This window comes from Pseudomonas sp. PVC-3-1, assembly GCF_057444315.1.
The window spans coordinates 2576611-2594027 of the sequence record NZ_CM172023.1; the positions used below are offsets into that span (position 1 = coordinate 2576611).

Consider the following 17417-nt stretch of genomic DNA (forward strand, 5'->3'; position numbering starts at 1 on the left):
GTATCGATTGAGCGAAACAGGAGTGCACATGAACGGCCCGCTCGCCTCACTGAAGATCCTCGATTTCTCCACCCTGCTGCCGGGGCCGTTCGCTTCGCTGCTGCTGGCCGACATGGGTGCCCAGGTGCTGCGCGTGGAGTCGCCTACGCGCATGGACCTGGTGCGGGTCCTGCCACCGCACGTGGACGGCACGTCCGCCAGCCATGCCTACCTCAACCGCAACAAGCGCTGCATTGCACTGGATCTAAAGCAGGCCGAGGCGGTGGAGGTGGTGAAGCAACTGGTGCAGGAGTACGACATCGTGCTGGAGCAGTTCCGCCCTGGCGTGATGGACAAGCTGGGCGTGGGCTACGAGGCGCTCAAGACGATCAACCCGAAGCTGATCTACGTGTCGATCACCGGCTACGGCCAGACCGGGCCCCTGCGCGACCGCGCCGGGCATGACATCAACTACCTGGCCCTGGCCGGCGTCGCCAGCTACACCGGCCGCCGCGAGAGCGGCCCGCTGCCACTGGGCGTGCAACTGGCGGACATCGGAGGTGGTTCGCTGCATGGCGTGATGGGCCTGCTGGCGGCGGTCATCCACCGGCAGCAGACGGGGGAAGGGCAGCAGGTCGACGTGAGCATGACCGACTGCGCCTTCAGCCTGCATGGCATGGCCGGCGCGGGCTATCTCGCGGCGGGCGTGGAGCCGGAGATGGAAGGTCTCGCGCTCAACGGCGGCAGCTTCTATGACTATTACCGCACCCGCGATGGTCGCTGGTTCTCGGTGGGTAGCCTGGAACCGCAGTTCATGCAGCAGTTTTGCGCTGCCATCGGCCGTCCGGAACTGGCTGCGCGCGGGCTGTCAGCCAAGCCGGATGAACAGCAGGCGCTCAAGCGCGAGATCGCCATCGAGTTCGAGAAGCAGGATTTTGGCCACTGGCAGGAGCGTTTCGCCGCACTGGACGCCTGCGTCGAACCAATGCTGTCACTGGGCGAGGCGGTGGAGCATCCGCAACTGGTCGCGCGCGGAGTGGTTACCCAGGTGCCCAACGGGAAGGGCGGCGAGCAACGGCAGATGGCCTGCCCGATCCGCTTCTCCGCAGGCCTGCCCGAGCCGCGCCATATCGGCGCTGCGCTGGGCGCGCACACGGCTGAGGTGATGGTGGAGCTGGGGTATAGCGACGAGCAGGTCGCAGCGCTCAAGGCGGCGAAGGTCATCGCCTGAGCGACTTCACTCGCGGCGGGTTTCGCCGGTGAATATCAGCGTCGCGCGACAGCGCCGGCAATAGTAGCGGCGGCCCTGTGCAACCAGGTTGTGACGCTGGGAGGAGAAGGGGAACTCGTTCCCCTCGCCGCAGTGACAGCGATACAGGTAGCGGGTGGTGCGGCGGCGCTTGATCTCGTAGGTGTGGCAGCGGTCCGGCGGCAAGCCGTAGATGCCGCGCATGATCAACTGCCATTCCTCGCCGTGCGGGCGGATGCGCGGGCCGAACATCTGGTGGGCGATCAGGTGCGCCACTTCATGGGCCACGGTCTGCTGCAGGAAGTGTTCGTGGTTTTCCCGGTACAGCTGCGGATTGAAGCGCAGCAGGTTTTCATCCAGGTGGGCGACGCCGGCCTTCTGGCCGCGTAGCCGGAAGCTCACTTCCGGGCGGGGAAAGCGCCGCTGGAAGAAGGCTTCAGCCTGCTGGTAGCAGGCTTCGACGCGAGCGTTGAGCTGTTCAGGCATACAGTGGTTCTCCGACGGGGGCAGATTATGCCGCAGTCGGAGCGCGGGTGGAGGATTTCTCGCGGCCGCTCGTCCGGGGTGCAGGTTCAGGCAAGCCGGGCGAGTTTCAGGCAAGCATTGTCCTGTAGGAGCGAGCTTGCTCGCGAACCACCCAGCGATGGGGCCATCGGCGAGCCTGTTCGGTAAGAGCCAAAAACAAACCGGGCCAAAAGGGCCCGGTTTCTTTTACAGAGAGTTCTTGCAGAGAGTGGAATCAGGTGTATTCCGGGCCGACGCCGCTGCCCCAGAGGATGACCGACAGGGCCATCATCGCCACCAGCACCACCAGTCCTACCGCCAGCACCGAGCTGGAGAACAGGAAACCTTCATCCTTGGGAATATTCATGAAGGTCGGGATGCCGACGTAGAGCAGGTAGACGGTGTAGCAGATCGCGGCGGTGCCGATGATCATGCCCAGCCAAAGATGCGGATAGAGCGCCGCCAGGCCACCGATGAACAGCGGAGTCGCGGTATAAGCAGCAAACACGATGCATTGGGTCAGCGATGGCGACGCATCGTACGTACGAGCCATCCAGTGGATGAAGGCGCCCATCACGGCGACGCCGGCGAGCATGGCGATGTAAGTCATGATGGTCAGCTGGATCGCGCTGGCGGCCGTCAACTTGACTGGTCCCGCATTGCCCAATACCCAGCCGACCTGCGTGGTGCCGATGTAGGCGGAAATGACCGGGATGGCAGCGAGGATCAGGACGTGGGTGAGGTACATGTGGCTGATGGATTCTTCCTCGCCACGGATGTCCTGCCATTCCTGATCGGGATGGGTGAAGAGCCCCCACACATGATGGATCATGTCAGCATTCTCCTCTTCTTATAGAAGGTCGCCCCCCAGCAAGGCGCCTGATTCGCGTAGCCAGCGACATCCGGTGCCCGGCCGACCTATGCGACCTTACGTCGCAGTATAGGAATGGCTGCAAGCCACGTCGTCCGTGGAGTTAGAGCAAATGGGAGTTTCACGGGCGGCTGTAATAGCGCTCCAGAATTTCCATGGCCTTGTTGATCGACTGCAGGCGCGTGGTGCTGCCGCCCCGATCCGGGTGGTGCTGGCTGACCAGCTGGCGGTAGCGCAGCTTGATCAGCGCGTAGTCCACCGGGCCGTCTTCCAATTCGAAGAGGGCCAGCGCCGCGGCTTTTTCCTCGTTGCCCTGCATGCGCGTCCAGAAGCTTTCCAGCAGCTTCTCCACGTCGCGCTCGGTGGTTTCCTTCAGATGCTTCTCGTCGAGGTAGTAGGCGCGCAGTGCGTCCAGCTCGCCGAGCGCCTGCACGCCATTCCTGTAAGGAGAGAGGCGGATCTGCAGCGGGCCGATCTCCAGATGCGCCGAGTTCTCCTCCCAGAGCCGATCGCGCAGGCGATACAGCGCGTTGAACACCATGAAATGGGTACGGAACAGCACCAGCTTGTCAGTCAGCGGCAGGTTGGGCACATGGGTGGAATGCCGTGCCTTCAACTGCTGAATCAACTGGAATTCGGAGATACCTTCAGGCGCCTCCCGTAAGAGCTGCAGGAGATGGTCCGTCAGGTCGTGGGAGGGATCGAGATCGGGCGTCATGCTGTCAGATTAGCAGTAGCCCGATAGAGGGGCTGGGGTACGCGTCGCTTTGCGCGTAAAATGACCGGCTTTTCGTCTTGCCCTTCGGATTTCAGAGCACCATGGCCAGCACCCTTTCGGTCAACCAGAACAAACTGCAGAAACGCCTGCGCCGCCAGGTTGGCGAAGCGGTCACCGACTTCAACATGATCGAGGACGGCGACAAGGTCATGGTCTGCCTGTCCGGCGGCAAGGATAGCTATACCCTGCTGGACATCCTGCTGTACCTGCAGAAGGTCGCGCCAATCCAGTTCGAGATCGTCGCGGTGAACATGGACCAGAAGCAGCCCGGCTTCCCTGAGCACGTGCTGCCGGCCTACCTGGAATCCATCGGCGTGCAGTACCACATCATCGAGAAGGACACCTACTCGGTGGTGAAGGAGAAGATCCCGGAGGGCAAGACCACCTGCTCGCTGTGCTCGCGCCTGCGCCGTGGCACCCTCTACACCTACGCCGACGAGATCGGCGCGACCAAGATGGCGCTGGGGCACCACCGCGACGACATCCTGGAAACCTTCTTCCTTAATATGTTCTACGGCGGCACCCTCAAGGCCATGCCGCCCAAGCTGCTGTCCGACGACGGCCGCAACGTCGTGATTCGCCCGCTGGCGTACTGCAACGAGAAAGATATCGAGGCCTACTCGGTGCTCAAGGAGTTCCCGATTATCCCGTGCAACCTGTGCGGTTCGCAGGAAAACCTGCAGCGCCAAGTGGTCAAGGAGATGCTGCTGGACTGGGAGCGCAAGTCGCCGGGCCGCACCGAGATCATGTTCCGTGCCCTGCAGAACGTGGTGCCGTCGCAACTGGCCGACCGCAACCTGTTCGACTTCAACAGTCTGCGCATCGACGAGACCGCCACCCCGCGTTTCCTCGACGTGATGAACCTGTAATTCCTTCCGCAAGGACGTTCGATGCGCGATTACCAGTGGCTGTACGAGTTCTGCCTGAACCGCTTCGGCTCGGTCGAAGCGCTGGAAGCCCGCCTGCCACACTGCAAGTCGCCGGCAGAGCTGGCGGCGGTCGGCGATGATCGCTACCTGTCGCTGATCAGCCTGCGCATCTTCCGCGCCGGGCTCAAGCACAGCCTGGTAGATGCCAAGTGGCCGGCCTTCGAGGAAGTCTTCTTCGGCTTCGATCCGGAGAAGGTCGTGTTGATGGGCGGCGAGCGTCTGGAAAACCTGATGCAGGATGCCCGGCTGATCCGCCACCTGGGCAAGCTCAAGAGCGTGCCGCGCAACGCCCAGTTCGTCCTGGATATCGCCCGGGAGTACGGCAGCTTCGGCAAGTTGCTGGCAGACTGGCCGTCCAGCGACATTGTTGGCTTATGGAAGCTGGTGGCCAAGCGTGGCAGCCAGTTGGGCGGAATGTCCGCGCCACGTTTCCTGCGCATGGCTGGGAAGGACACCTTTGTTCTCAGTGATGACGTAGTCGCCGCGCTCAAGGCCCAGGAAATCGTCGACAAGACGCCGACCAGTCTGAAGGACCTGGCCCTGGTGCAGGCCGCATTCAACACCTGGCAGGAACAAAGCGGTCGTCCGCTGTGCCATATCTCGATGATGCTGTCGTACACGGTCAACCACTGACGCGCAGCTCGGCTGCGGAGGAGGGCGCTTGGATTCGGCCATCGAACGTACCGGCGCGGCACTGGCCCGCGCCGAACGCATCCTGGTGATCACCGGCGCCGGACTCTCTGCCGATTCCGGCATGCCCACCTATCGTGGCCTGGGCGGCCTGTACAACGGCCGCACGGCGGAAGGGATACCCATAGAGGTAGCCATCTCTGGACCGATGCTGCAGAAGGACCCGGCGCTGTGCTGGAAGTACCTGGCCGAACTGGGCAAGGCCTGCCTGAATGCGCGGCCTAACGCAGGCCATGAGGCCATCGCCGAACTGCAACGGCTCAAGCCGGAGTGCTGGGTGCTGACGCAAAACATCGATGGCTTTCATCGTCGCGCCGGGTCGCCGCCGGAGCGGCTGATCGAGATCCATGGTGAGCTGGCGCCGTTGTATTGCCAGTCTTGCGGACTGGAGAGCGCTGAATTGGACGGGCATCTGGATGGGCCGCTGCCGCCGAAATGCGCGCGCTGCGCAGGAGTGCTGCGCCCACCGGTGGTACTGTTCGAGGAGATGTTGCCAGAGGAGGCGATCGACACACTCTATGCGCAATTGCGCAGGGGATTCGATGCCGTTCTGCTGGTGGGGACCACCGCGAGCTTCCCCTACATCATCGAGCCGGTGCTGCGCACGCGGGACGCGGGAGGCTTTACCGCAGAAGTGAATCCGGGGCTGACCGACCTGAGTTCGGTGGTCGAAGAAAGAATGGTTGGTCGAGCCTTAGACATTATGCCGCGCCTGCTGAGTCACATTCCGCGATAAAAAACTTGCATTGCCCCCATTGAGCGGGCAAATTAGCCCGCTAATAAATGGAGCTAATGAGACACGGTCGTGCCCATGCTTAAACGCTTAGCACCCCTCGTGCCCATGAGTTTCGTTCTGCTGCTGGCAGCTTGCGCCAGCCATTCGCCGGAATCGCAGCCGAACCAGGTCGCTTCAGTGCCTGCCACTCGAGCAGCGTTCCAGGTAAATCAGCACAACATAGCGCTGATGAATGAGTCGCAGGACGAGGGGGCCAAAAACGATAACGGCAGTTCGACTGCCCATGTATCCGACATTCTGGACCGCGCGTTCTCGCTGATCGGTACTCCGTACCGCTTTGGTGGGAAATCGGAGCGGACCGGCTTCGATTGCAGCGGCTTCGTGGGCTATCTGTTCCGCGAAGAAGCGGGCATCAGCCTGCCGCGCTCCACGCGTGAGATGATCAATATGGATGTCCCGCTGGTCTCGAAAGAAGACCTGCAGCCGGGCGACCTGATCTTCTTCAACAACCGTGGTCGCGGTCGTGTCAGCCACGCCGGTATCTATATCGGTGACGGCCAGTTCATCCATTCCGCCAGCCGCCGTGGCGGTGGTGTGCGGGTGGACAGCCTGGACGAGAGCTACTGGCGCCTGAGCTACATGGAAGCCAAGCGTGTGCTCGAGCCCGGCTACGAGCCGAAGACGGTGACCCGCTAAACTTAAAGTTTTACTTTAAGTATTGCGCTCAACTCACTGTTGGTACAAAGTGATGGCACTCCTTGACGGGATGCCATCACATGCTCGTTCCTCAGCGCATCATTTCCCTCGCTCTCATCGCTTCGCTGGCCGCCTGCGCCAGTCGTACTCCGCCGTCACCGCCTCCCGTGGTGAACGCGCCCGCTGCTCCCGTCTACAACACCCAGGCTGCTGACGATGTCCTGATCCGTGCCATTGGCCTGGTCGGTACGCCTTATCGCTGGGGCGGCAACACGCCTGATAGCGGTTTCGATTGCAGCGGCCTGATCGGCTACGTATACCGCGATGCCACTGGCCTGATGCTGCCGCGCTCCACCCGCGAGATGATCTCCCTGCGTGCGCCCACCGTCGGTCGCGAGTCCCTGCAGAGTGGCGACCTGGTGTTCTTCGCTACCAGCGGTGGACGTGGCGTCAGCCATGCGGGTATCTATGTCGGGGAAGGGCGCTTCGTTCATGCGCCCAGAACGGGCGGGACCGTACGCCTGGACAGCCTCGACAGCGCCTATTGGCAGAAAGCCTTCCTGGAAGCCAAGCGTGTCCTCGCCGTGCAGAGTCTCGCCCTCCACCCCTGATGCTCAGGAGGGCCAATGACCACCCGTACGCTCAACCTTGACGACTCGCTTTACCAGTACCTTCTCGACGTTTCCCTGCGCGACTCGCCCGTCAAGGCACGGCTGCGCGCCGAGACTGCCAGCCTGCCGATGTCCCGCTGGCAGGTCGCCCCGGAACAGGGCCAGTTCCTTGCGTTGCTGGTCAAGCTGACTGGCGCCAAGCGCATTCTCGAAATCGGCACCTTCACCGGCTACAGCGCCTTGTGCATGGCGGAGGCTTTGCCCGAGGGCGGCCATGTCCTTTGTTGCGATCTTCCCGGTGAGTACAACGATATCGCTCGAGGCTACTGGCGCGAGGCCGGCGTCGATTCTCGCATCGAACTGCGCCTCGGGCCGGCTCTGGCCACGCTGCAAGCCCTGGTGGCCGGCGACCAACAAGACAGCTTCGACCTGGTCTTCATCGATGCCGATAAGGCCAACTATCCCATTTATCTGGAGCATGCCCTGACCTTGCTGCGTTCGGGCGGCCTGGTGGTCTTCGACAACGTACTGTGGAGCGGGCGAGTGTTGGAGGCGAATCCGGAAAGCGCGGACACACTAGCGATCCAGCAGCTCAACCTGGCGCTGAAGACGGATGAGCGCGTGGACTACTCGCTGGTGCCGATCGGTGATGGCATGAGCCTTTGCCGCAAGCGTTGAGGCAGGAATCGATAGAAAAAAGGCACGCCAATCGGCGTGCCTTTTTCGTTACCAGCGCCTGAGTCAGGCGACATCCACCAGAATCACTTCGCTGTCCTCCAGCGCTGTGACCTTCACCACCACCTCATCGGCAATGGCAGCGCCGTCGCGGGCCAGCAGTTCGACGCCGTTGACCTCGACCTTGCCAGTTGCCGGCACCAGGTAGGCGCGGTGGCCGTTGCCCAGTTCGTACTCGGCGGTTTGACCAGCCTTCAGCGTGGCGGCGACCAGGCGGCCTTCGGCGCGGATGCGCAGGGCGTCGGCGTCGTTTTCATAGCCGCTGGCCAAGGTCACGAAGCGCCCGGCGCGGTCGCCCTTCGGGAAGGGTTTGGCGCCCCAGGACGGCGTGCCGCCGCGTACTGAGGGGATGATCCAGATCTGGAAGATCTTGGTGACATCCTTCTCCAGGTTGTACTCGGAGTGCACGATGCCCGAGCCCGCGCTCATCACCTGCACGTCGCCCGCTTCGGTACGGCCTTTGTTGCCCAGGCTGTCCTGGTGGGTGATCGCACCCTGGCGTACGTAGGTGATGATTTCCATCTCGCGATGCGGATGCGGTGGGAAGCCGGTGCCGGCGGCGATTTCGTCATCGTTCCAGACGCGGAGGTTGCCCCAGTCCATACGCTCGGCGTCGTAGTACTCGGCGAAGGAGAAGTGGTGCTTGGCGTTGAGCCAGCCGTGGTTGGCGCCGCCGAGTTGCTGGAAGGGTCTGCGTTCGATCATGACTTAGTCCTCGTGGGGCGCGGCTGGTCAGTGGGCCAGGCCGCGCGGTTCATGGGACTATCTTCTCGCGCAGATGATCGATAAAAAAGCGCAAATATCGGCAGATATAGATCGAATTATTCGATCCTATTCCGCTGTGCGCTTTTCGCCCTGATCGAGGAATTTGCTGAGGAACTGGCGGGTGCGCTCTTCCTTCGGGTGAGCGAACAGCGCCTTGGCGTCGCCCTGCTCGACGATCACTCCCTTGTCGATAAAGATCGCCCGGTTCGCGACGTCGCGGGCGAAGCTCATCTCATGGGTGACGATGACCATGGTGCGTTTTTCCTGGGCCAGGCCGCGGATGGTCGCCAGGACCTCGCCGACCAGCTCCGGGTCCAGCGCCGAGGTGGGTTCGTCGAAGAGGATCACGTCCGGCTGCATGGCCAGGGCGCGGGCGATGGCGACACGTTGCTGCTGGCCGCCGGAGAGGCGCTTGGGGTACGAGTCCTCCTTGCCGGCCAGCCCAACCTTCGCCAGCAGTTGGCGCGCACGCTCGATGGCCTGGGCGCGCGGCTCCTTCTTCACGATGATCGGGCCCTCCACCACGTTCTCCAGCGCGGTGCGGTGGGGGAACAGGTTGAAGTTCTGGAAGACGAAGCCCACGTGCTGGCGCAGCTTGCGGATCAGCCCTTGCTGGCCGCTGAGTGGCCGGGAGGCGTCGATAAGAATGTCGCCGACCTGGATGGTTCCGCCGTTAGGTACTTCCAGCAGGTTCAGGCAGCGCAGCAGGGTGGTCTTGCCCGAGCCGCTGGGGCCGATGATCGCGACCACTTCGCCAGGCGCGACGGTCAGGTCGATGCCCTTGAGCACCTCCTGGCCGCGGAACTGCTTGGTCAGCTGGCGTACTTCGATCATGCGTCGTGCTCCTGGTCATGACGGTTGACCCGGTCTTCCAGGCGATTCTGCAGGTGCGACAGGATGCTCGCGAGGATCCAGTAGATCAGCGCGGCAGCCAGGTACATGGTGAAGACCTCGAAGGTCCGCGCGGTAATCAGTTGGGCCTGGCGGAACAATTCCGGGACCTGGATGGTGGCGGCCAGGGCGGTGTCCTTGACCAGCGAAATGAAGCTGTTGCCCAGCGGCGGCAGGGCGGTGCGCGCGGCCTGCGGCAGGATCACCCGGCGCAGGGTCTCGGCGCGGGTCATGCCGATGCTGGCAGCGGCCTCCCATTGGCCCTTGTCGATGGAGCCGATGGCGGCGCGGAGGATTTCGCAGACATAGGCGGCCATGTTCAGCGAGAAGCCGATCAGTGCCGCCGGCAGCGGGTCGAGTTCGATGCCGGCCTGGGGCAGCCCGTAATAGATCATGAAGAGCTGGACCAGCAACGGCGTGCCGCGGAAGAACGACACGTAGATGCGCGCGATCCAGCGCACGGGGGTGAAGCCGTACAGGCGCATCAGCGCCAGCACGAAGCCCAGCAGCAGTCCGAAGAACATGCCGCCTACGCTGAGGACTACTGTGAAGACCGCGCCCTTCAACAGGAAGGGCGCGGAATCCAGCGCAAGCTGCAGGCTTTCCTCGATCATTGGGTGACGTCAGCCTGGAACCATTTCTCCGAGAGTTTCTTCAGCGTGCCGTCGGCGCGGAATTTCTCGATGGCCTTGTTCAGCGCCGCGAGCAGTTCCGGATTGCCTTTGCGCAGGGCGATGCCGGCTTCCTGGCGGGCGAAGGGCGCGCCAGTCAGCGCCATGGCGCCCTTGGTCTTGTTGACCATGTCGAAGGCGGCCAGGCGGTCCACCAGGATCACGTCGATGCGGCCACTGCGCAGGTCCTGGAACTTGGTTGGATCGTCTTCGTAGGTGCGCACGTCAGCCTGCGGCACGTGTTCGCGCAGCCACTGCTCGTAGTTGGTGCCCAGGCCCACGCCGACTTTCACGCCTGCCAGTTTTTCCGGCGCGTCGTACTTGCCTTCGTCACCCTTGCGCACCAGCGCCTGGATGCCGGAAACGGTGTAGGCGTCGGAGAAGTCGTACTTCTTCTTGCGCTCTTCGGAAATGGTCACCTGGTTGATCACCAGGTCCAGGCGCTTGGATTCCAGCGCGGCGAGGATACCGTCCCACTTGGTCGGCTGGAGCTTGGCGGTGACGCCCAGTTCCTTGGCGATCAGGTTGGAGAAGTCCACTTCGAAACCGGCCAGCTTGCCGTTCTCGTCCTGGAAGCTGAAAGGCGGGTAGGTGCCCTCGAGACCGACGCGGACTTCGCCCTTGGACTTGATCTGGGCGAGCAGGTCGTCGGCGGCCTGGGCCTGGCCGAAGAAGCTGGCGCCGAGGGTGAGGGTCAGGCTGGCAAGCAGGAAATGACGTCGCAGTGCGGAGAAGGTCATGGTGGTCCCCGTTTTTGGTGTTTTAAGCAGGTTAGTCAACGCGTGGCGACTATATGGGCAGAATCGTTATGCAATAAAATAATAAAAAATTACATGCCTAGTTCTGAATGGTATGTAACTCAAGTGGCCGAATGATAGGCGAACAGCGCTGGTGAACCGCCGGTGTGCAGGAACAGGATAGGCCCTGGTTTTACGAAGCGATCACGGCGGACGCCATCGAGCAATCCGGCCATGGCCTTGCCGGTGTACACCGGGTCGAGCAGCAGGCCTTCGTGGCTCGCCAGCAAGCGCACTGCTTCCAGCGTGCCGGCGTTGGGTTCGCCGTAGCGCGGGCCGAAATACTCGTCCCACAGTTGGATGATCGGCCGGGTCGCTGAGTCGTGGCCGAGCAGTTCCAGCGTGCGCGCAGCCAGCCCTTCGACTTTCGGCCGTTGCGCTGCGTCGGTCCGCGAAACGGTTACCCCGATGACGTCCAGCTCCGGCAAGGCCTCGGCCAGCGCGATCGCCAGGCCCGCATGGGTGCCGGCGCTGCCGGAGGCGAGCACCACGGCGGAGAACGCCTGGCCGCTGCTGTGAATCTGCTCCGCCAGTTCCAGCCCGGCGCGCACGTAACCCAGGGCTCCCAGCGCATTGGAGCCGCCGATGGGCACGATGTAGGGCTTACGGCCCTCACGGCGCAGGCGTTCGCCAGCCTGTGCCAGCAGTTCGTCGGCGGTATCGAGATTGGGGACGAGTTCGACCTCGGTGCCGAACAGGTCCAGCAGCAGGCGATTGCCGTTGCTCAGGTAATTGCGGTCATTGGTGCCGATGGGGTTTTCCAGCAGTGCTACGCAGTGCAGACCGAGCTTCGCCGCGACGGCCGCGGTCTGGCGCACATGGTTGGACTGGATCGCGCCGGCGGTGACCAGTGTGTCGGCGCCGGCCTTCAGCGCATCGGCAGCGAGGAATTCCAGCTTGCGCACCTTGTTGCCGCCCAGGGCGAAGGGCGTTGTGTCGTCGCGCTTCACATACAACTCGCGGCCCAGGTGTGCGGAGAGCCGCTCCAGCTTTTCCAGGGGCGTCGGGCCACCGGCGAGGTCGAGGCGGGAAAAGCGGGCAAGGGCTTCGCGCAGGGCACTCATGGGGGATTCTCGGTGTGGCGGCGGGATGCGTCACGATAGAGCGCGCGAGGGGCGCCTGCAATGTGGTCGGCGGCGCGTGACGCCGCCTTGCACGGGAATGTCGCACGTTGTTGTGCCATCGCACCGTGGAAACTCCGGAGGCTGTGAATCAATGTGCGGACAGCGGCGCGGCGAACCGCTACGCTCCACCTTCAGATCCGGAATCTATAACCGGGCGATAATGAAAACAGGAAAACCAGGGCGGGAAAATCCGATGACATCTGCAGTACCTTCGCGCGCTTCGCTGCAACGCTGGACGCTTCAGCTGCTTGGTGCACTGGCCCTGATGTTGGGGCTGAGCAGCCCGGCGCTGGCCGACCGGGTGATTCCCTCGGGGATGATGGTGGGCTTCGTCGACAGTGCGGTGTATCCGGTGATCACCCTGAAACGACCGAAGCCGAGCCTGCTACGCCAGGTCATCACCATTGGTCTGTATGAAAAGACCATCAGCTATCCGCTGTCGGTCTCCATCCGCATCCGCGACGAGAACAACCGTTTCATGGTCTACGGCATGCTGCCGAAAATCAGCGGCAAGTTCGTCGGCATCAAGATGGGCCTGGATAGTCGCATCAGCCAGATATGGGTGATGACCGAAGCCGAAGCGACCGAGTACGTGACCCGCCCGGACACCCTGTTCCCGCCAAGCTGATGGCGATTGCCGTTCAACCGACAGCCTGCTGATGGCTCTGCCCGCACCACTCGTGCGGGCGGGCAGCCGGAAGCGACCGGGATCGGCTATCATGTACGCCGTTTCGAACCTTTCAGAACCGGTCTCCCCATGACGTCCTCTCAACAGCCGCCCCGCGACGACAGCGCCGACAACGCGCAGGAACAACCCAAACTCTCCCTGGCCGAGCTGGCCAAGGCCGCACTTGCCGCGCAGCAGCAGGCGAAAACCGCCTACCAGCATCGCAAGCCTCACGACCAGGCCGAGTACCGTCCGCCGCACCCGCGCGGCTCGCGTCGCTCCATGGGCAAGCGCTGATACAACCTCTCGTCCGAAACACTGTCAGCCAGCGCTCTTGCGGGTGCGCTGGCTGAACTGCGGCGGCCGGCATCGGTCGTATCCGCATCGGCCTTGCCACGCTGGCTGGCCATTTCCCGCTCTCGCGAACCCGTCACGGAATGACACCTGCACCGCCCTGCGCTTTGGCAGGAGCGCGCCTCGCGTCCAAGGAGAATCCATGAAAGTCCTCGTTCCTGTCCTTTCCCTGCTGGCGCTTGCCGGCTGCATCACCATGACCGGCAATTACGAAGTCAGTGCCCATGACGAGTCCGGCAAAGCCCTGAGCAATGGCAAGTTCCTTGCCCATGGCAGCGGTATCTACACCGTGCGCAACTCGCTCTGCTCGGTCTACCCGAAGGCCATCGTCACCATCAAGGACGTGGAGACGGATCAGGAGCTGGAGGGCGAAAGCCCCTACCACTGCCGCTGAGCAGACTTACTGGGCGGGCGGCGTGAACTTCTGCTGCTGCCCTTGCTGCAACGTCCACTCCACTACCTGCGCGGACAATTGATCGGCGGCCTTGCCGAAGGCGCTGACCACTTCGGGCACCTGCTTGCCATCCACCGGCTGGCTGACCTCGAAGGTGCGCGAGGCGACGATGCGCTGGCCGAGGGTGCGCACCAGGCGAGCGTCGTAGCGGATGTGGATCACCGGCCTGCCGTTCTGGTACTCGCTCTGGAAGGCGCGCAGCTCGCCGGTCAGGTCGAGGTCGGCCTGCAGGCTGGCTTCGTCGCTGCTCAGGGCGCGGATGCTGCCGTTGGCGGTGAAGGCGTCGAGCAGGCGATCCCGCAGCAGGCCCGGTGCGCGGTTGCTCCAGCGTGCACCCTGGTAACTGCTCAGTTGGTTGCTCTGCGGGACCACGGCGATGCGGTTGCTGTCCAGCGCCAGGCTGGCGGTAGGCGCACTGATGCGCAGCGACCAGTTCACCGCCGCGCTGCTGCGCGCAGGTTGCTGGGTGGCCGGCAGCAGATAGAAGTCCGGGCTCTCCGCTTGCGGGAGGATCGAGCAGGCGCCCAGCAGGCTGACCAGGGCGGCGGCGCCGAGCAGGCGGGGAAGGGCAGTCATGGCTGGAACTCCTTGTTGCGCTCGCGGCCGAGCAGGTAGCCGGTGGGGTTTTCCTGCAGGCGGCGGGTGACGCCGCGCAGGTCTTCCAGGGTGGAGCGCAGTTCGCGGATTGCCGGGCCGATCTCACCCAGGCCGTTGAGGCCGCCGTTCACCGAGTCGTAGTTGCTGTTCAGCAGTTGATCCACACGCTCGCTGCTGCTGCGCAGAGAGGCGAGGGTCTTCTGTGCGTCGTCCATGATGATCTGGCCCTTGCCGCCCAGGGTCTGGTTGGCGCGTTCCAGCAACTGGCTGGCGTTGGCCAGGGTGATACGTGCCTGCTCGCTGGCGGCGGCCAGTTCCTGCACGGTACGGCGAATGTCCCCGCGCTGCTCGGCGACCACGCCGGTGGCCTGGTCGATGTGGTCCAGGGTGCGGCTGATGCGGTCGACGTTCTCCTGGGAGAACATGCGGTTCACGTTGTTGATCAGGTTGTTGATGTTGGTGGCGATGTCCTCGCCGTTGGCCAGCAGCTTGGCGAAGGGTGAAGGAATGGTCTTGATCACCGGCACTTCACCGTCCTTGCTGGCCAGCGGCGGGCTGTCCTGGGCGGCGCTGGAGAGCTGGATGATGGCCTGGCCGGTGACGCCGGTGAGGGCCAGCTTGGCGCGCGTGTCTTCGCGGATCGGCGTGCTGTCGAAGACGCGGATGCGCGCGCGGACCTTGCGCGGGTCGTTCGGGTCCAGGCGCAGGGATACCACGTCACCCACGCGGATACCGCTGTACTGCACGGTGCCGCCTTCGGACAGGCCGGTCACTGCCTCGTTGAAGATCACGTCGTAGACCTTGTACTTCTGGTCGTTGCTCGACTGCGCCAGCCACAGGGCGAAGAGCAGCGCGCCGATCGACACGACGAGGGTGAACAGGCCGATCAGCACGTGATGGGCACGGGTTTCCATTTTAGTTTTCCTCCCGCAGGTGTTCGGTGGCCTGCAGCGCGGCACGGCCACGCGGGCCGTGGAAATAGTCCTGAACCCAGGCGTCGTCGGTCTGGGCGACCTGGTCCAGCGGGCCGACCACCAGCACGCGCTTCTGCGAGAGCACGGCGACGCGGTCGCAGATGGTGTAGAGGGTGTCCAGGTCGTGTGTGACCAGGAACACGGTGAGGCCGAAGGCGTCGCGCAGGGTCAGGATGAGTTGGTCGAAGGCGGCCGCGCCGATGGGGTCGAGGCCGGCGGTGGGTTCGTCGAGGAACAGGATGTCCGGGTCCAGCGCCAGGGCGCGGGCCAGGGCGGCGCGCTTGACCATGCCGCCAGACAGTTCCGAGGGATATTTGGCCCCCGCGTCCGGCGGCAGGCCGGCGAGGGAGATTTTAACCTTGGCGATGAACTCGGCATCGCTGCGCGACAGCCTGGCGTGTTCAATCAGCGGCAGGCAGATGTTCTCGCTCACCGTCAGCGAGGAGAACAGCGCGCCATTCTGGAACAGTACGCCGAAGCGTCTTTCCAGTTTCGAGCGCTCCAGCGGCGGCAGTGCCGGCAGGTTCTGCCCGAAGACATGCACGCTGCCTTCGCTGGGCTGGCGCAGGCCGATGATGCTGCGCAGCAGCACCGATTTGCCGGTGCCCGAGCCGCCGACCACGCCGAGGATTTCGCCCTTCATCACGTCGAGGTCCAGGTGCTCGTGCACCGCGTGGGTGCCGAAGCGGTTGGCCAGGTCGCGGACGACGATGATCGGTTCGCTCACCAGCCCATCTCCATGAAGAACAGCGCGAACATCGCATCCAGCAGGATCACCACGAAGATCGACTGGACCACGCTGGAGGTCGTGTGTTCGCCCACCGACTGCGCGCTGCCGCTGACTCGGAAGCCTTCCAGGCAGCCGATCACAGCGATGATGAAGGCGAACACCGGGGCTTTGACGATGCCCACCAGGAAGTGCTGCACGGCGATATCGTTCTGCAGCATGTAGAGGAACATGCGTGGCGAGATGTCCAGGCTCAGGGCGCAGACCACGCCGCCGCCGAAGATGCCGGAGATCATCGCCAGGAAGGTCAGCATCGGCAGGGTCAGCAGCAGCGCCAGCACCCGTGGCAGCACCAGCAGTTCCACCGGGTCGAGGCCCAGGGCCTGGATGGCGTCGATCTCCTGGTTGGCCTTCATCGAGCCGATCTGTGCGGTGAAGGCGCTGGCGGTGCGACCGGCGAGCAGGATCGCGGTGAGCAGCACGCCGAATTCGCGCAGGAAGGAGAAGCCCACCAGGTCGACCGTGTAGATCTGCGCGCCGAACTTCTGCAGCACGGTGGCGCCGAGGAAGGCCACCACCGCGCCGACCATGAAGGTCAGCAGGGCGACGATGGGCACGGCATCCAGCCCGGTCTCCTCCATGTGCGCGGCCAGCGAGGTCATGCGCCAGCGGCGTGGGCGCAGCAGGTTGCGCACCAGCGTCTGCAGGGTCAGACCGATGAAGCCGAGCAGGCCGATCAGGTGGTCCTTGAAGGTGACCGAGGCGATGCCGATGCGCTCCAGTACATCGACCAGTGCGTTGCCCGGAGGGGGCGCCTTTTCGTCGAGGCGGCACTGGGTGATCGCGCTGCCCACGGTGCGCAGCAGCGCCTGGCGTTCGGCGGGCAGATTGCGGGCGATCTGCTCCAGCTGGCTCATGCGGGCGCCGCCGATGATCTCGGCGAGCAGGGCGGCACCGGCGGTATCCAGCGCGCCGAGGCCGGCGAAATCCAGCTGGGCGGGCGATTCGGCGCTGCGCTGGGCAGCCACCTGGGCTTCCAGCGTAGAGAAATGCGCGAGCGTCCAGTCTCCGCTGACGTGCATCAGCGGTGGGCTGGCGGTGGTGTCGAGCTGAAGCTGGCCGGGCTGGGCAGTCGTCATCATGACTCGCATTCTAGCGAAGTTACGCGTCGCGACCACTTGACTTGTGTGACGCTTTGTAGAGCCTTTGCGGCGGATACGGCGGGCCTCGGCGACATCCTGTTCAATTGACGCCCCAGCTCGCCAGCCACTAAGCTGCGCGCCTGCTTCAGGTGCTCTCGGCGCGAGCCGCGAGTGAAACAGGGAAGCCGGTGAAGTCGATGCGCAATCGACCATTCCGGCGCTGCCCCCGCAACGGTAAGCGAGCTTCGAGCCGCAAACAGCCACTGTGCCACCGGCATGGGAAGGCGCGGTTCCTTCGGAAACCCAGATGTTTCCACTCGCAAGCCCGGAGACCGGCCTGCTGCATCGCATGGCATCGCGGGAGGCGCTGCCGACGTCGGCGCCATGCGCCGCGCGTTGCCGTCCTCCGTCTGCCCCGACTGGTTAGTGCCGCGCGGGTGAGAGCGGCGGAGAATCCTTCAGGTGAACCCCCTATT

22 protein-coding genes and 1 riboswitch are annotated in these 17417 nt (G+C 63.8%); of the genes, 10 read left to right on the forward strand and 12 right to left on the reverse strand.

Annotated elements, in window-relative coordinates; translation table 11 throughout:
• Positions 1 to 28: 28 nt before the first annotated feature.
• Positions 29 to 1210, forward strand: a complete 1182-nt coding sequence (locus AC2T4A_RS12010) for a CaiB/BaiF CoA transferase family protein (RefSeq protein WP_486743399.1) — start codon at positions 29 to 31, stop codon at positions 1208 to 1210.
• Between the two features lie 6 nt (positions 1211 to 1216).
• Here the strand turns inward: AC2T4A_RS12010 and AC2T4A_RS12015 are convergent, their stop codons facing one another.
• The 3 genes from AC2T4A_RS12015 to AC2T4A_RS12025 all read right to left on the reverse strand — a co-directional run bounded on the left by AC2T4A_RS12015 (position 1217) and on the right by AC2T4A_RS12025 (position 3321).
• Positions 1217 to 1714, reverse strand: a complete 498-nt coding sequence (locus AC2T4A_RS12015; RefSeq protein ID WP_486743400.1) for a SprT family zinc-dependent metalloprotease — start codon at positions 1712 to 1714, stop codon at positions 1217 to 1219.
• A 253-nt stretch (positions 1715 to 1967) separates the two neighbouring features.
• Entirely contained in the window at positions 1968 to 2564 is a 597-nt protein-coding gene (locus AC2T4A_RS12020; RefSeq protein ID WP_024764594.1) for a Yip1 family protein, read from the reverse strand.
• A 160-nt stretch (positions 2565 to 2724) separates the two neighbouring features.
• A complete protein-coding gene (locus AC2T4A_RS12025) occupies positions 2725 to 3321 on the reverse strand; it encodes a DNA-J related domain-containing protein (RefSeq protein WP_416744404.1) in 597 nt (198 codons plus the stop codon).
• 101 nt (positions 3322 to 3422) lie between these two features.
• On the opposite strand from AC2T4A_RS12025, the gene ttcA reads away from it, so the two are divergent.
• From ttcA to AC2T4A_RS12055, 6 genes are all read left to right on the forward strand, one after another.
• Entirely contained in the window at positions 3423 to 4250 is an 828-nt protein-coding gene (gene ttcA, locus AC2T4A_RS12030; protein WP_017522174.1) for a tRNA 2-thiocytidine(32) synthetase TtcA, read from the forward strand.
• A 21-nt stretch (positions 4251 to 4271) separates the two neighbouring features.
• Positions 4272 to 4943: a DNA-3-methyladenine glycosylase I gene (locus tag AC2T4A_RS12035; RefSeq protein WP_416745616.1), complete on the forward strand. Its 672-nt coding sequence runs from the start codon at positions 4272 to 4274 to the stop codon at positions 4941 to 4943.
• 28 nt (positions 4944 to 4971) lie between these two features.
• On the forward strand, positions 4972 to 5736 hold the full coding sequence (locus AC2T4A_RS12040; RefSeq protein WP_486743401.1) for an NAD-dependent deacylase: 765 nt from the start codon (positions 4972 to 4974) through the stop codon (positions 5734 to 5736).
• A gap of 69 nt (positions 5737 to 5805) precedes the next feature.
• Positions 5806 to 6432 (forward strand): C40 family peptidase, encoded by a 627-nt coding sequence (locus tag AC2T4A_RS12045; protein WP_138215336.1) that lies wholly within the window; start codon positions 5806 to 5808, stop codon positions 6430 to 6432.
• Between the two features lie 80 nt (positions 6433 to 6512).
• Positions 6513 to 7043 (forward strand): C40 family peptidase, encoded by a 531-nt coding sequence (locus AC2T4A_RS12050; RefSeq protein ID WP_478378821.1) that lies wholly within the window; start codon positions 6513 to 6515, stop codon positions 7041 to 7043.
• A 15-nt stretch (positions 7044 to 7058) separates the two neighbouring features.
• Entirely contained in the window at positions 7059 to 7721 is a 663-nt protein-coding gene (locus AC2T4A_RS12055; protein ID WP_486743402.1) for an O-methyltransferase, read from the forward strand.
• A 63-nt stretch (positions 7722 to 7784) separates the two neighbouring features.
• Here AC2T4A_RS12055 and AC2T4A_RS12060 read toward each other — a convergent pair whose 3' ends face one another.
• From AC2T4A_RS12060 to AC2T4A_RS12080, 5 genes are all read right to left on the reverse strand, one after another.
• A complete protein-coding gene (locus AC2T4A_RS12060; protein ID WP_416745608.1) occupies positions 7785 to 8483 on the reverse strand; it encodes a pirin family protein in 699 nt (232 codons plus the stop codon).
• 126 nt (positions 8484 to 8609) lie between these two features.
• The gene (gene tcyN, locus AC2T4A_RS12065) at positions 8610 to 9377 is read right to left on the reverse strand and encodes an L-cystine ABC transporter ATP-binding protein TcyN (protein ID WP_416745606.1); all 768 of its coding nucleotides are present in this window, start codon (positions 9375 to 9377) and stop codon (positions 8610 to 8612) included.
• Positions 9374 to 10045 carry a cystine ABC transporter permease gene (gene tcyL / locus AC2T4A_RS12070; protein WP_171049556.1) on the reverse strand — a complete coding sequence of 224 codons (672 nt, stop codon included), beginning with the start codon at positions 10043 to 10045 and terminating at the stop codon, positions 9374 to 9376. Before tcyL ends, tcyN begins: the two co-directional genes overlap by 4 nt.
• Positions 10045 to 10845: a cystine ABC transporter substrate-binding protein gene (tcyJ, locus tag AC2T4A_RS12075; RefSeq protein WP_486743403.1), complete on the reverse strand. Its 801-nt coding sequence runs from the start codon at positions 10843 to 10845 to the stop codon at positions 10045 to 10047. Before tcyJ ends, tcyL begins: the two co-directional genes overlap by 1 nt.
• 119 nt (positions 10846 to 10964) lie before the next feature.
• Positions 10965 to 11966 (reverse strand): D-cysteine desulfhydrase, encoded by a 1002-nt coding sequence (locus tag AC2T4A_RS12080; RefSeq protein WP_486743404.1) that lies wholly within the window; start codon positions 11964 to 11966, stop codon positions 10965 to 10967.
• Positions 11967 to 12219: 253 nt separating this feature from the next.
• Between AC2T4A_RS12080 and AC2T4A_RS12085 the strand changes: the two genes are divergently transcribed.
• From AC2T4A_RS12085 to AC2T4A_RS12095, 3 genes are all read left to right on the forward strand, one after another.
• Positions 12220 to 12654 (forward strand): hypothetical protein, encoded by a 435-nt coding sequence (locus AC2T4A_RS12085; RefSeq protein ID WP_416745600.1) that lies wholly within the window; start codon positions 12220 to 12222, stop codon positions 12652 to 12654.
• 129 nt (positions 12655 to 12783) lie between these two features.
• On the forward strand, positions 12784 to 12990 hold the full coding sequence (locus AC2T4A_RS12090) for a hypothetical protein (protein WP_138526277.1): 207 nt from the start codon (positions 12784 to 12786) through the stop codon (positions 12988 to 12990).
• A gap of 199 nt (positions 12991 to 13189) precedes the next feature.
• Entirely contained in the window at positions 13190 to 13441 is a 252-nt protein-coding gene (locus AC2T4A_RS12095; RefSeq protein WP_401033169.1) for a hypothetical protein, read from the forward strand.
• A 6-nt stretch (positions 13442 to 13447) separates the two neighbouring features.
• Here AC2T4A_RS12095 and AC2T4A_RS12100 read toward each other — a convergent pair whose 3' ends face one another.
• The 4 genes from AC2T4A_RS12100 to AC2T4A_RS12115 are packed head-to-tail and all read right to left on the reverse strand — an operon-like array spanning position 13448 to position 16941.
• Positions 13448 to 14077, reverse strand: coding sequence for an ABC-type transport auxiliary lipoprotein family protein (locus AC2T4A_RS12100; RefSeq protein WP_478378817.1), 630 nt, complete (start codon positions 14075 to 14077; stop codon positions 13448 to 13450).
• On the reverse strand, positions 14074 to 15012 hold the full coding sequence (locus tag AC2T4A_RS12105) for an MlaD family protein (protein WP_416745595.1): 939 nt from the start codon (positions 15010 to 15012) through the stop codon (positions 14074 to 14076). Before AC2T4A_RS12105 ends, AC2T4A_RS12100 begins: the two co-directional genes overlap by 4 nt.
• Position 15013: 1 nt before the next feature.
• Positions 15014 to 15799, reverse strand: a complete 786-nt coding sequence (locus AC2T4A_RS12110; RefSeq protein WP_416745593.1) for an ABC transporter ATP-binding protein — start codon at positions 15797 to 15799, stop codon at positions 15014 to 15016.
• A complete protein-coding gene (locus AC2T4A_RS12115) occupies positions 15796 to 16941 on the reverse strand; it encodes an ABC transporter permease (RefSeq protein WP_416745591.1) in 1146 nt (381 codons plus the stop codon). Before AC2T4A_RS12115 ends, AC2T4A_RS12110 begins: the two co-directional genes overlap by 4 nt.
• A gap of 130 nt (positions 16942 to 17071) precedes the next feature.
• Positions 17072 to 17296: riboswitch (cobalamin riboswitch) on the forward strand.
• Positions 17297 to 17417: the final 121 nt, after the last annotated feature.